This is a genomic window from Xanthomonas sp. CFBP 7698 (assembly GCF_003600855.1).
Lineage (GTDB): Bacteria > Pseudomonadota > Gammaproteobacteria > Xanthomonadales > Xanthomonadaceae > Xanthomonas > Xanthomonas cannabis.
Map to the genome: position 1 here is coordinate 1,839,460 of NZ_PRDN01000001.1, position 13,740 is coordinate 1,853,199.

Here is a 13,740-nt window from a genome sequence, read left to right on the forward strand (position 1 = left end):
CACAGGCCACGGCGACGCAGCCGTCGTGTCCGCCTGCCATGCACGTCGACCGATCGAGTGCAAACGCTAGGACATGGGTGCGCGATGACGTAGCGCATCCGCGCACAAGCGGCCGCCACTACGCGAACAACCCGCCTCTAGTGCGAACTGATTACACTCTGGCTTTTCCGCAGTGCGCTGCCATGGCCAAACCTTCAGAACGCACCACGCACAATGCCCGCCCGCAGATGGCCGACATCGCCCGCATGGCCGGCGTCTCCGAGTCCACCGTGTCGCGTGCATTGGCCGGCAGCCCGGTGGTGGCCGAGCGCACCCGCGCCTACATCAAGCAGATTGCCGCCGATGCCGGCTATCAGGTCGACCCGGTCGCGCGCAGCCTGCGCGCCAAACGCTCCAACACGGTGAGCGTGGCAGTGCCGATGATGCATGCGCTGGATCAGCCGCTGTCCGATCCGTTTCTGATGACCATGCTGGCGCTGCTGGCCGAAGAACTCACCGGCCGTGGCTACAGCATGCTGCTGTCCAAGCTGGACCGGCACCAGGACGGCTGGGTGGAGCAGCTGGCGCGCGGCAACCGCTCCGATGGCGTGATCGTGCTCGGGCAAAGCTCCGAGCACGCCGCACTGGACGAGGCCGCACGCGACGGCCTGCCGATGGCGGTCTGGGGCAGCCGCATCGACGGGCAGGCCTACATCAGCGTAGGCAGCGACAATTTCCAGGGCGGCGCATTGGCCACCGAACATCTGATCGCCAGCGGCCGCCAGCGCATCGCCTTTCTCGGCGACGACCAGCTGCCGGAAGTGGCACCGCGCTTTGCCGGCTACCGCCACGCGCTGGAGCAGCACGGGCTGGAATTCGACACCCGCCTGCATGCGCGCAGCCATTTCGTCAGCGAAGACGCCTACCGGCTGACCCGCGCCATGCTCAAGAAGACCGACCCGCCGGATGGCCTGTTTGCCGCCTCCGACGTGATTGCCGTGGGCGCCATCCGCGCCCTGGTCGAAGCCGGCCACCGCGTGCCGCAGGACATTTCGCTGGTGGGCTTCGACGATATTCCGCTGGCGGCCTACAGCCAGCCACCGTTGACCACGGTGCGGCAGGACCTGGGCCTGGCCGCACGATTGCTGGTAGACCGGCTGCTGGCGCTGATTGCCGGCGAAGCCGTGCAATCGGTTGAAATGCCGGTGAAGCTGGTGGTGCGCGAGTCGGCGTGAAGCGGGGATTCGGGATTCGGGATTAGGGATTCGGAATTAGGGATTCGGAATTAGGGATTCGGAATTAGGGATTAGGGATTCGGAATTGCGGATTCGGATTGCCGATTCGGAGATACCAGCCGGCAGCCCGCTTCCTTCTCCCGCCTGCGGGAGAAGGTGCCCGAAGGGCGGATGAGGGGGGCAGCCGGCAATGTCAGCTAGGTATTCCTAAGAATCTGCCAGGATCACTTTCGGCTTGCGGACGCGCACGCACAGCATCGCTACTGCGGCGGCCAGCATCAGTGCGCCGGCAAGCTTGATCACGTTGCGCGGGTCGCCGTGCAGCAGGCGCTCGTAATACAGCGGCAAGGTGACGATCTGAATCAGCATCGGCAGCACGATGAACAGGTTGAACAAGCCCATGTACACGCCGGTACGCTCGGGCGGAATGCTGTCGGCCAGCATCAGGTACGGGTTGCCCATCATGCTGGCCCAGGCAAGACCAATGCCGATCATCGGCAGCAGCAACAACCAGCGGTTTTCGATGCCCGGCAACAGCCACATGCCGGCGCCCGCCGCCAGCAGGCACGCGGCATGCGTGTACTTCGGGCCGAAGCGGCGTACCACCGGCACCATCGCAAATGCAGCCAGAAACGCGATGAAATTGTAGAAGCCGCCGATCTGCCCGTTGACCAGCCCCGCCTCGCGGAACCCGTGCGAGGTGGCGTCGGTGGTGCCGAACAACGTGGTCGACAACGACAGCACGATGTATTGCCAGTAGCAGAAGATCGCGTACCACTGGAACAGCATCACCGGGGCCAGCTGGCGCATGGTCGGCGGCATGTCGCGCAACGCACCGCCGATCTCGCGTATCGCCGCGCCCAGGCCGGCGCCGCGCTGGCGCATGCGCGCGATCTCTGCGGGCGCAATCGCCGGCTCGCGCACGCTGCGAGCGGTGAGCAGGATGGAGGCGGCCGAAAATCCCGCGCCGATCACGAACGCAGCGATGGTGACGTACGGAATATGGTGGGCGTTGGCGGCATCCTGGTTCATGCCCATCCACACCAGCAACGGCGGCGTGAGGTAGGCCAGCGTCTGCGCCAGACCGGTGAAGGCGCTTTGGGTCAGATAACCCAGCGGCCGCTGCGGTGGCGCCAGCACATCGCTGACCAGTGCACGGTACGGCTCCATCGCCACGTTGTTGGCCGCATCCAGGATCCACAGCAGGCACACCGCCATCCACAGCGCGGTACTGAACGGCATCGCCAGCAGGCACAGGCTGCACACCAGCGCGCCCAGGACCATGTACGGCATGCGCCGGCCCCAGCGGGTGACCGAGCGGTCACTCCATGCCCCCACGAACGGCTGCAGCACCAGCCCGGTGATCGGCCCGGCCAGCCACAGGTAAGGCAGGCTGGCGTGGTCGGCGCCCAGGTAGTTGTAGATCGGGCTCATGTTGCTCTGCTGCAAGCCGAAGCTGTATTGCACGCCGAAGAAGCCGGCGTTGAGCGCCAGGATGCGCGCGAAGGAAAGCGGAGGAGCGGTCGACGACATGCAGGGCCCTGGGCATCGGTGCGGCTCCCAGCGGCCGCAGCGCACTGTACCCTGCCGCCTTTGCAATCGATTGTAACGCTGCGCCGCAGCACGCTGGTCCTTTGCCTTAAGGGCGGCCGGGCAGCCACCCGAATGCTGCAATGCACGATTGCAATCGATTGTATTGACGCGTATTACTGCGCTCGCACTGCAGGCCGCACGGCCATTCCCTGGGAGGGGACGATGCAGGCGTCGGCACACCACCACCTGTGAGAGAGAGAATCGCGATGTCCACCTTGCACACCCTGCGCCTGCATGCCCTGGCCTGCGCGGTCGTTTCCTGCCTGTGCGCGCCCGCCGCGCTGGCCCAGGACGCCGCTGCCGCACCCGCCACTCCGCCGGCCGCCGACAGCGCCGCGGTCAATCTGGATTCGGTGTTCGTGACCGGCACTTCCACCGCCACCACCAAGCTGAAATCCAGCGTCTCGGTCAGCACCGTCGGTGCCGAGGCCATCGAACAATCGGCGCCGCGCAGCACCGCCGAAATCTTCCGCAACATCCCCGGCATCCGCTCCGAGTCCAGCGGTGGCGAAGGTAATGCCAACATCGCCGTGCGCGGCCTTCCCGTCGCATCGGGCGGCGCCAAGTTCCTGCAGTTGCAGGAAGACGGCCTGCCGGTGATGGAGTTCGGCGATATCGCCTTCGGCAATGCCGACATCTTCCTGCGCTCGGATTTCACCCTGGACCGCATCGAGGCCATCCGCGGCGGCTCGGCGTCCACGTTCACCAGCAACGCGCCCGGCGGCATCATCAACTTCATCAGCAAGACCGGTGATACCGAAGGCGGCAGCGTCGGCGTCAGCCGCGGCCTGGACTACGACAACACCCGCATCGACTTCAATTACGGCACGCCGTTCGCCGAGCAATGGCAGTTCAACATCGGCGGCTTCTTCCGCCAGGGCGATGGCGTGCGCGATGCCGGCTACACCACCGACAAGGGCGGCCAGATCAAGGCCAACCTCACCCGTCTGTTCGACAACGGCTATGTGCGCCTGTACGGCAAATACCTCAACGACCGCGCCGCCGGCTATCTGCCGGTGCCCACCTCCGTGCGTGGCCGCGACGGCTCGCCGGACTTGGGTGGCTTCCCCGGCTTCGACCCCGGCAACGACACCTTGTACAGCCGCAATTTCCGCAGCGATGTCGGCCTGGACGGCAACAACCGGCCGCGCCGCACCGACCTGGGCGACGGCATGCACCCAATCTCGCGCACCATCGGCGCCGAAGCCTGGTTCGACCTGGGCAACGGCTGGAACCTGAGCGAGAAATTCCGTATCGCCGACAACAGCGGCCGCTTCGTCAGCCCGTTCCCGGCCGAAGTCACCGATGCGGCCACGCTGGCGGCTTCCATCGGCGGTGCCGGTGCGCAGCTGGTGCAGGCCAGCGGCGCCGATGCCGGCCAGGCCTATACCGGCAACGCCATCCGCACGCATCTGTTCAATGTCGCCATCAACGACCTGGGCAATGTCACCAACGATCTGAGCGTTTCGCGCGAGTTCGGCGGCGACGGCCGCACGCTCAACCTGCGCGCCGGCTATTACAGCTCGCGCCAGACCATCGACATGGACTGGACCTGGAACTCCTACGTGCAGAGCCTGGGCCGCGATTCGCGCCTGCTCAACGTAGTCGACGCTACCGGCGTGTCGCGCTCGCAGAACGGCCTGTACGCCTACGGCACCCCGTTCTGGGGCGACTGCTGCATCACCCGCAGCTACGACGTGCGTTACGACGTCAACGCACCGTACGTGGCGCTTACCTTCGACAGTGGCAAGTTCAGTGTCGACGGCAGCCTGCGCTACGACATGGGCGACGCGCGCGGTACCTACAACGGCACTGCCATCGCGCAGAACCTGGACGTCAACGGCGACGGCGTGATCCAGCCGGTGGAGCAGCGCGTGGCCACGGTCGACACCGCCAACTCCCGCCCGGTGGACTACGACTGGAATTACCTGTCGTACTCGCTGGGCGGCAATTACCTGATCACCGACGACCTGGGCGCCTTCGCGCGCATCAGCCGCGGCGCACGCGCCAACGCAGACCGGTTGTTGTTCGGCGTGGTGCGCGACGACGGCTCGGTGTCGTCCGATGAGGGCGTCAACGTGGTGCGCCAGGCCGAAGCCGGCCTGAAGTGGCGCCGTGATGGCTTGAGCCTGTTCGCCACTGCGTTCTCCGCGCGCACCCAGGAACAGAACTTCGAAGTCACCAGCCAGCGCTTCTTCAACCGCAGTTACGAAGCGCACGGCGTGGAGCTGGAAGCCAGCTACCGCTACGAGGGCTTCACCGTCAACGGCGGCCTGACCTGGACCGATGCAGAAATCTCCCGCGACCAGATCACCCCGGAAAACACCGGCAATGTGCCGCGCCGGCAGGCCGATGTGGTGTGGCAGTTGACGCCCAGCTACCGCGGCGACGGCTACCAGTTCGGCGTGAACCTGATCGGCACCACCGATGCCTACACCCAGGATTCCAACCAGTTGAAGATGCCCGGCTATACGCAGGTGAACCTGTTCGGCGACTACCGCGTGACCGATGCGCTCACCGTGGCGCTCAACGTCAACAACCTGTTCAACACCTTCGGCCTGACCGAAGCCGAGGAGGCCAGCATTCCGGCCAACGGCATCATCCGCGCGCGCTCGATTGCCGGCCGCACCACCAGCATCAGCCTGCGTTACGACTTTTAAGGACCCCACGCCGGGCCCAGGCCCGGCGTCTGCCGATGAGCACCTCCCCCATCCGTTTGACCACCGCGCGCGCAGCGTTCGCTGCGCCGTTGGATGCATCGCGTGCCGACACACTGTTGGCGCGCTTCGATGCGCATGCACCCCGCCTGCTGGATGCACTGCAGACGCTGTACGGCGAACGCGGCGACTTCTCGACCTGGTTGACGTCCTGGCTGGGCGCGCTCGGCAACAGCGCGCAACAGCGGCCGGCGGCATTGCAACAGCTCGATGCCACACGCCAGCCGGGCTGGTTCGGCGAACAGCACATGCTGGGCTACAGCGCCTACGCGGACCGCTTTGCCGGCACGCTGCAGGGCGTGGCAGAACGCGTGCCGTACCTGCAGGAACTGGGCGTGCGGTACCTGCACCTGCTGCCGTTCCTGCGTGCACGCGCCGGCGACAATGACGGCGGCTTTGCGGTCAGCGATTACGGCCAGGTGGAACCACGCCTGGGCAACAACGACGACCTGGTCGCACTCACCACCCGCCTGCGCGAAGCCGACATCAGCCTGTGCGCCGACTTCGTGCTCAACCACACCGCCGACGATCACGCCTGGGCCCAGGCCGCACGCGCGGGCGATGCACGCTATCTCGACTACTACCATCACTTCGCCGACCGCTCCCTGCCCGACCAGTACGAACGCACGCTGGGGCAAGTGTTCCCGCATACCGCGCCGGGCAACTTCACCTGGGTGGACGACACCGCGCAATGGATGTGGACCACGTTCTATCCCTACCAATGGGATTTGAACTGGAGCAACCCGGCCGTGTTCGGCGACATGGCGCTGGCCATGCTGCAGCTGGCCAATCTGGGCGTGGAAGCGTTCCGCCTGGATTCCACTGCGTACCTGTGGAAGCGCACCGGCACCGACTGCATGAACCAGCCCGAGGCGCACACCTTGCTGGTGGCGTTGCGCGCGGTGACCGACATCGTGGCGCCGGCGGTCGCAATGAAGGCCGAGGCGATCGTGCCGATGACGCAACTGCCGCCGTACTTCGGCAGCGGCATGGATCAGGGCCACGAATGTCATCTGGCCTACCACAGCACGCTGATGGCAGCCGGGTGGTCGGCACTGGCATTGCAACGCGGCGACATCCTGCACAACGTCATCGCGCACAGCCCGCCATTGCCGGCCAATTGTGCATGGCTGAGCTATGTGCGCTGCCACGACGACATCGGCTGGAACGTGCTGCAGCACGAAGCGGCCGGCAACGCGACGCAGCCGCCGTTTTCGCTGCGCGATGTCGCGCGCTTTTATGCCAATCAAGTACCGGGCAGCTACGCACGCGGCGAAAGCTTTCAAAGCAGCGGCGATGGCGTGCACGGCACCAACGGCATGGCCGCTGCATTGGCTGGCATCCAGGCGGCGCAAGACGCAGACGATGCGGCGGCGTTGACGATCGCGGTGAACCGGCTGGTGCTGCTGTACGCAGTTGCGCTTGCGATGCCGGGCGTGCCGCTGATCTACATGGGCGACGAATTGGCACTGGTCAACGACATCGGTTACCGCACGGATGCCGAGCGCCAGCACGAAGGCCGCTGGCTGCATCGGCCGGCGATGGATTGGCAGGCCGCCGCGCAACGCCACGATACAGATAGCTTGAGCGGTGCGGTCTACCGCCGCCTGCGTGGGTTGATCCAGCAGCGTGCCGCACTTCCCGCATTGGCTGCCGATCAGACGCTTGGCAGCGTTGCGCTGGGCAATCCGCAACTGTTTGCGTTGACGCGTGGCGACAGCTTTGTGGCCGTGCATAATTTCGGCGAGCAGCCGATTGCGGTTGAGCTTGCGGCGATCGACGGTGGCGGCTGGACGCTGCTGGAAACCGGCGGCGATGTGGACGTTGCAACCCAGAGCGATAACGTGTCGCTTTTGCTCCCGGCGTATGGAGTGCGTTGGTTGCAGCGTGGGGCCTGAGCGAGCGGGCGGTGGTGCGTAGCGGCTTGCCGCGTTACAAGCGAACCGTACCTTCCTCCGCTCCGCTCCGCGCCCCGGCCTGCGCTTGCGGCGCAGGCGCTCCAAGGCACGCGCGCCTGTGGCGCGCAAGCTGTGCCTTTTCGCCCCGACGGAGAGGGGCTTTCGCAAGATCAGCGCTTGGCCAACGTAAGCAAGGTCTCTGCGGTCTTCTCGGACGAAGCGGGGTTCTGCCCGGTAACCAGGGTGCCGTCGGTGACCACGTGCACGCCCCAATCCGCGCCCTTTTCGTACTTGCCACCAAGTTCGGTCAGCACGTCTTCAACCAGGAACGGCACGATCTTGGTCAGGCCCACGCCTTCTTCTTCGCCATTGGTGAAGCCGGTGACGCGGCGGCCGTTGACCAGCGGCTTGCCGTCGCTGCCCTTGACGCGGCGCAGCGCGCCCGGTGCATGGCAGACCAGCCCATGCGGCTTGTCGGCCTTGGCGAATGCCTCGATCAGCGCGATGGAATGCGCATCTTCGGCCAGGTCCCACAGCGGGCCGTGGCCACCCGGGTAGAACAGCACATCGAAGTCGTCGGCCTTGACGTCGGCCAGGCGGTGCGTGCTCGCCAGCGCCTTCTGCGCGTCCGGGTCCTGCTTGAAACGCTTGGTGGCGTCGGTTTGGGCGTCTGGCTCGTCGCTCTTGGGATCCAGCGGCGGCTGGCCACCCTTGGGCGAGACCAGGGTGATGTCTGCACCCGCGTCCTTGAACACGTAATACGGCGCGGCGAATTCTTCCAGCCAGAAGCCGGTCTTCTTGCCGGTATCGCCGAGCTGGTCGTGGGAAGTGAGCACCATCAGGATTTTCATCGCATTGTCTCGCGTCGTTGCCCGTCTCGGGCGAGGCAGGCAGTGTGCAGTCCAGCTCGTTGCAGCCTCGTGTAGAGCGCGTGGGTGTGCGATGCAACGTTCACCAATGTCATCGCTGCGTTCTTGCCACTGCGGCGCGGCGCTTCACACATTGATCGCCGGCGGCTGCAGTTGATCCATGCGGATGCGATTGGCAAACAACGAGAACGCCAGCATGCCGGCCAGCCCGCTGGCCCGGCTCACCCACGGCGGCAGCCAGCGTGGGGCGACCAGCACGCCGCTGTCGAACAACGGCGCAAACCGCGCCACATCGCCGAGCGCCATCTTGCCGGCGAACAGGTAACGGCATAGCTGCAGCTGGTCGCGCTGCAAGGCATGCCGGAAAAAGGTGTGCACGGCCACCAGGCCGCGCAGGTAGACGGTGTCCTTGGTGAATGCACCGCCGCCGCCGGTGGGCACGCCACGGAACACGCGCTGGGCGGATGAAAAACTCTCCGCCGCGCTCTGGCCACCGTTGGTGAAATAGCGAAACACCTCGATGAAATCGGCACCCGCACGCGCCATCGCAATTGCCTCGATGCGCAGACTGATGCGTTTCATGCGCTCGATATCGATGCTGCCGGTGATCTGCTCGGCAAACGTCGCCAGACCTTCCTGCGTGGCGGTAGTGCGCGGCGAGGAAATGCCCAGGCTCGGCAGGTGCACCTGCGCGCGCCCATTGAGCGCGGTGAGCGAATGCACCAGTGCTTCGTGATGGAACAACTGCGCGCGGTCGTAATCGCTGAAGGTGGCGCCGGTACGCAAGCGGATGCGGTGTGCACCGGCGGCCGCCTTGGCCAGCAGATCCGGATCGAGCGTGACGGTGATGACGCGTCCGTCGAAGAACGCATCCAGGTCGTTCTGCAGCTGCATGCGCAAGGCGGTGGCCGAGACCGGCACCTGCTCTTCCGGCGCCAGCAGCTCGCGGCCCAGTTCCTGTGCGATCTGGATGAAATGGCGCGCCGCCTCACGCGTGGTCGGGCCGTTGCCCGGCATCGGGTCGTCGGGCACGCCGAACAGCTGCGCCGAGTAATTGCTGACCGCGGCGGTACCCAGCGACTCCAGCAGGCCGGCTGCCAGGTCCCAGCTATGGGTCGAATCGATCAGGTACGCACCGATGGGATGATGCGGGTCGGCGGCTTTGGCGATGGCGGACAGTTCGCGCCGGGTGTCGCCGAAATCGAGCGAGGGGTACTCCACCTGCGGCAATTCCGGCTGCCCACGCGCCACGCTGTGCAGAAACGGTTCCTGCAGCGAGCGCGGCCAGCTGGCCAACGCCAGCAGGCGCACGCCGCGCACCGCCTTGACCAAACGCGCGTCCAGCGCCGCGTGATGGACGATGTCCGGCGGGCCTTTGCGCGAGGGCATGCTCAGCGCCGCCCGGGGCGATCGACGCTGGCCGGTCGCTTGCCCGATCCCTTGCCGCGCGTGTTCTGCGCGACCCGGGTGGCAAGCTTTTCGGCGGCGGCGGCCACTTCCACGCGCAGCTTCATGTAGTTGGCCACCCGCTCCGGATCCAGCGTATCGGCCTCGATCGCCGCACGCACCGCGCAACCGGGCTCGGCGATGTGTGCGCAGTCATTGAAGCGGCACTGCGCCGCCAGCGCCTCCACATCGGAAAAGCCGCCTTCGGCCAGATCCTCTTCACCGGTGGGCTTGAGCTCGCGCATGCCCGGCGTATCGATCAGACATGCACCGGTGGGCAGCGGGATCAGCGCACGATGCGTGGTGGTATGCCGGCCACGCGAATCGTTTTCGCGCACCGCATTGGTCTTCATCTTCTGCGTGCCGAGCAGCGTATTGGTCAGCGTCGACTTGCCCGCACCGGACGAGCCCACCAGCACCGCCGTGCGCCCATCGCCCAGCCACGGCCGCAGTGCGGCCACGCTGTCCGGGTCCTTGGCGTTGACCGCGCGCAACGGAATGTTCTGCGCCTCCAGCTCCTCCAGCACCGCCAATGCATCCTCGGCGTACTCGGTCTGGTCGGCCTTGGTCAGCACCACCACCGGTTCCGCACCGCCGCCGCCGACCAGCAACAGATAGCGCTCGATGCGGCGCGGATTGAAGTCCGCATCCAGCCCGCACACGATGAACACCGTATCAATATTGGCCGCGATCACCTGCTGGTGATAATGCTCGCCGGCCGCCCCGCGCTTGATCGAGGTACGCCGCGGCAGCAGCGCCACGATGCGCTTGCCCTCCATCAGCACCCAATCGCCCACCGCCGCCCGCTCATGGCTCGGAAAGCGCGGCCGCTGCCACTCCTGCAACGACTCCGCCTTCAGGCTCGCCTCCGGCGTATCGGCCACCACATAGCCGGTGCGATGCTGCTCCACCACCCGCGCCGGCAACGCCTGCGGATGCGCAGCGAACACCGCCTGCCAGGTCGCCTCCTCCGGCGGCCCGGGCCAGGGCCAGCCGATGGATTGGAGGGTGGGGTAATCTGGAGGTGCGTTGCTCATGGGGGAATTCTAGTCTGAATCTCGGCGGCGCTACCCGACCTGCACCCGATACCAATGTCGGTATGCGTAGCAAGCCTCTATAGAAACAAACAACAAAAGCCCTCATGCTCCAGCCCGGTGGCATGCCACTACATTACCTAAGGAAGGTCTGAACAACGATGCCTGACAGGGCGGAAGGTGGCATCGTTCCGGAGAGTCGGGTTTGAAGTTTCGGATTTCTCGCCATTTATGGCGTTTTTCGTAGAATTTCCTGGGTTACGGGCGCACGCTCCCCATCGCAGGCAGTAACTGCTTTCGCTTCATCCACAGGTTTGACAGCGCAAACAAGGTCAGCACTTGTGCCGTGTTCTTGGCCAGGCCGCGATAGCGGACCTTGGTGTAGCCAAACTGGCGCTTGATCACCCGGAATGGATGCTCCACCTTCGCGCGCACGCTGGCCTTGAAGTGTTCCCAACGCTGTTCCCGAGCACGCTCGCGTTTGTTGCCAATGCGTTGCATCGTCGAGGGTCTGGCGGCGATGAAGAATGCCGCTTGGCAGTCCTGCAGTTCTTGGCGTTTGTCCGCGCCGCGATAGCCGCTGTCGCCGAACACGCTGTCTTCTTTGCCATGCAGTAATGCGTGCGTCACCGTGACATCGCCGACATTGGCCGCTGTGCAATGCACATGGTGCACCAGTCCGGAAAACTCATCCACACCGATGTGCGCCTTCATCCCGAAATACCACTGGTTGCCTTTCTTGGTCTGATGCATCTCAGGATCACGCGCATGGTCTGCGTTCTTGGTTGAGCTGGGCGCAGCGATCAGCGTTGCATCGACGATCGTGCCCGACCGCAAACTTTGACCCTTGCGCGCCAGATGCGCGTTGACGGCCTCCAGCATCTGCGTGGCAAGGCCATGGGTCTCCAGTAGGCGCCGAAAATTGAGAATCGTGGTCTCGTCGGGAATGTCGTCCAACCCACCGAGCTGGGCAAACCGCCGCAAGGTCGGAATCTCGTGCAGCGCTTCTTCCATCGCCGGATAGCTCAACGCATACCATTGCTGCAACAGATGAATCCGCAACATGGTCGCCAGTGCGTACGGCTGCCGACCGGGCCGCCCCGACACCGGATAGTGCGGCGCGATCAGCGCAAGCAGTTGCTGCCACGGAACGACCTGCTCCATCTCGGCCAGAAATATCTCGCGCCGGGTTTGCTTACCCTTGCCCAGGCCCTCAGCGTCACCGAACGTCAGCTGCATGGATGAATCCTCTACATGAGGCGGTAGTGTCGCGCATCTGTAGTGAGTTGATCAGACCTTCTGTCGACTCCCCTTAATTCAGTGCCAGCCAAAACTAGAGGTCTGCGGTTGATGTTGATCGCGGAACTCGGCGGGCGTTAGCCCGCCCAGGCTGTCATGCGGGATCTGGTGGTTGTAGTCGGCCAGCCAGTGTTCGGTCTGTTCGCGAACCTCGCTTAGCGTGCGGAACAGATGCATGTCCAGCACGCCGCGCCGGTAGCTGCCGTTGAAGCGTTCGATGAAACCGTTTTGCATTGGACGCCCCGGCTCGATGAAGTCCAAGGCGATGCCCTTGCGCTCGGCCCACTCGGCCAATGCCAATGCAACAAACTCCGGGCCATTGTCCAAGCGAAGTTTGCCGGGGTAGCCTCGCCAGGCGGCGATGCGTTCCAAGGTGCGGATGACGCGGGCGGCCGGAAGATTCAAGTCCACTTCGATCGCCAAGGCTTCCCGGCTGAAGTCGTCGATGACATTGAACGTACGGAAGCGTCGGCCATCCCACAGCGCATCGGACATGAAGTCGATCGGCCATCCAGCATTGGGTCCATCGCCGCATGCCAGCGGCTGCGGATGACGGGTCGGGACCCGGCGCCTGCTGCGACGCCGTTGATTGAGCTTCATCAGGCAGTACACGCGCCACACCCTTTTGTGATTCCACACGTGTCCGCGACGGCGGATGATCTGAAAAAGCTTTCCAAAACCACGCTCGGGAAAGCGCTCGGCCAATTCGGACAGCAGCGCAATGACCTCCTCGTCGCGATCGGGACGGCGCCGATAGCGCGCTGTCGAGCGAGCCACGCCAACAACCGCACAGGCCCGGCCCTCGCTCCAACCATGCTGCTCGACGAGCCAGGCAAGAAGCGGGCGTTTGTGCGCCGGGTCTACAGCTTTTTTGCGATGACATCCTTCAATGCGTGGTTTTCCATCGCAAGCTCGGCGTACATGCGTTTGAGCTGGCTGTGCTCGGTCTCCAGGTCGCGAAGGCGCTGCACATCAGCAGCCTCCATGCCACCGTACTTGGACTTCCAGACGTAGTACGTCGCGTCGGAAATACCCAGCTCACGGCACACATCCTTGACCTGGCGGCCGCCCTCAACCTGCTTCAGCGTGGCGACAATCTGGCTCTCGGTGAACTTGCTCTTGCGCATCATTGGTCTCCTCAGTGGCTAGTGTGCCCGGAGACCTCAAGTATGGATGGACCAATTTTACGGGGAGTCGACACTTCCTTAGTGGCCTCAGGTGGCCAAAAAAAGCCCCGCATAAGCGGGGCTTTTTAATTACCAGCTAGCTGCGATCACGGGGATCAGCTTTTCATACTCTGGCGAACTCAGTGTCGTCTGCCCCCCAACGGGCATGTTGTAACTAGACATTGCCGCTACCAAGTTAGCCACTTCGCTTGCGTCAAGAACTTTCCCGTCGGCTATCTGCAACTGATCCACCTGATAGCCAGAGTCGGAGAACCAATTTGCGATAGATAGCTGGTCATTCGTCCCGGCAATCGAAAGCACGAGGTCATTACCAGTCCGCGCCAACCAGACCTGATCAATCGCGACTCCGTCACCAAAGATGACCTTGTCGCCGCTAGAGGAATAATCGTAGCTAGAAATACGATCGCTACCAGATCCACGACCAAACCGGTACACGTCGTTGCCGTAGCCGCCGTCGAGTGTGTCATTGCCAGCACCGCCGTC

At 64.5% G+C, this 13,740-nt stretch carries 10 protein-coding genes; 3 read left to right on the forward strand and 7 right to left on the reverse strand.

All coding sequences use genetic code 11. The annotated features are described in order from the left end of the window. The first annotated feature begins 182 nt into the window (after window positions 1–182). The gene (locus tag XnspCFBP7698_RS07715; protein WP_104581389.1) at window positions 183–1,214 is read left to right on the forward strand and encodes a LacI family DNA-binding transcriptional regulator; all 1,032 of its coding nucleotides are present in this window, start codon (window positions 183–185) and stop codon (window positions 1,212–1,214) included. Between the two features lie 207 nt (window positions 1,215–1,421). Here XnspCFBP7698_RS07715 and XnspCFBP7698_RS07720 read toward each other — a convergent pair whose 3' ends face one another. Continuing rightward, complete coding sequence (locus XnspCFBP7698_RS07720; RefSeq protein ID WP_104581390.1) at window positions 1,422–2,747, reverse strand: MFS transporter; 1,326 nt, start codon at window positions 2,745–2,747, stop codon at window positions 1,422–1,424. Between the two features lie 266 nt (window positions 2,748–3,013). Here XnspCFBP7698_RS07720 and XnspCFBP7698_RS07725 point away from each other — a divergent pair, with 266 nt between their 5' ends. Both XnspCFBP7698_RS07725 and XnspCFBP7698_RS07730 read left to right on the forward strand, forming a co-directional pair. Further along, on the forward strand, window positions 3,014–5,467 hold the full coding sequence (locus tag XnspCFBP7698_RS07725; RefSeq protein WP_199680075.1) for a TonB-dependent receptor: 2,454 nt from the start codon (window positions 3,014–3,016) through the stop codon (window positions 5,465–5,467). 35 nt (window positions 5,468–5,502) lie between these two features. Then, the gene (locus XnspCFBP7698_RS07730; RefSeq protein ID WP_104581392.1) at window positions 5,503–7,422 is read left to right on the forward strand and encodes an alpha-amylase family protein; all 1,920 of its coding nucleotides are present in this window, start codon (window positions 5,503–5,505) and stop codon (window positions 7,420–7,422) included. Window positions 7,423–7,592: 170 nt separating this feature from the next. On the opposite strand, the gene XnspCFBP7698_RS07735 is transcribed toward XnspCFBP7698_RS07730, so the two are convergent. The 6 genes from XnspCFBP7698_RS07735 to XnspCFBP7698_RS07760 form a co-directional block, all read right to left on the reverse strand. Next, the gene (locus tag XnspCFBP7698_RS07735) at window positions 7,593–8,273 is read right to left on the reverse strand and encodes a type 1 glutamine amidotransferase domain-containing protein (protein ID WP_104581393.1); all 681 of its coding nucleotides are present in this window, start codon (window positions 8,271–8,273) and stop codon (window positions 7,593–7,595) included. A 144-nt stretch (window positions 8,274–8,417) separates the two neighbouring features. Continuing rightward, entirely contained in the window at window positions 8,418–9,680 is a 1,263-nt protein-coding gene (locus XnspCFBP7698_RS07740) for a flavohemoglobin expression-modulating QEGLA motif protein (protein WP_104581394.1), read from the reverse strand. A gap of 2 nt (window positions 9,681–9,682) precedes the next feature. Continuing rightward, window positions 9,683–10,774 (reverse strand): ribosome small subunit-dependent GTPase A, encoded by a 1,092-nt coding sequence (rsgA, locus tag XnspCFBP7698_RS07745; protein ID WP_104581395.1) that lies wholly within the window; start codon window positions 10,772–10,774, stop codon window positions 9,683–9,685. 255 nt (window positions 10,775–11,029) lie between these two features. Continuing rightward, entirely contained in the window at window positions 11,030–12,010 is a 981-nt protein-coding gene (locus tag XnspCFBP7698_RS07750; RefSeq protein WP_104581396.1) for an IS5 family transposase, read from the reverse strand. A 78-nt stretch (window positions 12,011–12,088) separates the two neighbouring features. After that, window positions 12,089–13,197, reverse strand: a protein-coding gene (locus XnspCFBP7698_RS07755) for an IS3 family transposase (RefSeq protein ID WP_104581405.1) whose coding sequence is annotated in 2 segments (ribosomal slippage) — window positions 12,089–12,936 and window positions 12,936–13,197 — 1,110 coding nt in all. Because the reading frame shifts where the segments join, the coding sequence is not laid out codon by codon here. A gap of 129 nt (window positions 13,198–13,326) precedes the next feature. After that, the coding region (locus XnspCFBP7698_RS07760; protein ID WP_304480031.1) for a calcium-binding protein at window positions 13,327–13,740 on the reverse strand (414 nt) is incomplete at its 5' end.

What these genes read in the sequence shown, in the direction of transcription:
- XnspCFBP7698_RS07715 (WP_104581389.1), top strand. Translation starts at nt 183, where the DNA reads ATGGCCAAACCTTCAGAACGCACCACGCACAATGCCCGCCCGCAGATG.
- XnspCFBP7698_RS07720 (WP_104581390.1), bottom strand. Translation starts at nt 2,747, where the DNA reads ATGTCGTCGACCGCTCCTCCGCTTTCCTTCGCGCGCATCCTGGCGCTC.
- XnspCFBP7698_RS07725 (WP_199680075.1), top strand. Translation starts at nt 3,014, where the DNA reads ATGTCCACCTTGCACACCCTGCGCCTGCATGCCCTGGCCTGCGCGGTC.
- XnspCFBP7698_RS07730 (WP_104581392.1), top strand. Translation starts at nt 5,503, where the DNA reads ATGAGCACCTCCCCCATCCGTTTGACCACCGCGCGCGCAGCGTTCGCT.
- XnspCFBP7698_RS07735 (WP_104581393.1), bottom strand. Translation starts at nt 8,273, where the DNA reads ATGAAAATCCTGATGGTGCTCACTTCCCACGACCAGCTCGGCGATACC.
- XnspCFBP7698_RS07740 (WP_104581394.1), bottom strand. Translation starts at nt 9,680, where the DNA reads ATGCCCTCGCGCAAAGGCCCGCCGGACATCGTCCATCACGCGGCGCTG.
- rsgA (WP_104581395.1), bottom strand. Translation starts at nt 10,774, where the DNA reads ATGAGCAACGCACCTCCAGATTACCCCACCCTCCAATCCATCGGCTGG.
- XnspCFBP7698_RS07750 (WP_104581396.1), bottom strand. Translation starts at nt 12,010, where the DNA reads ATGCAGCTGACGTTCGGTGACGCTGAGGGCCTGGGCAAGGGTAAGCAA.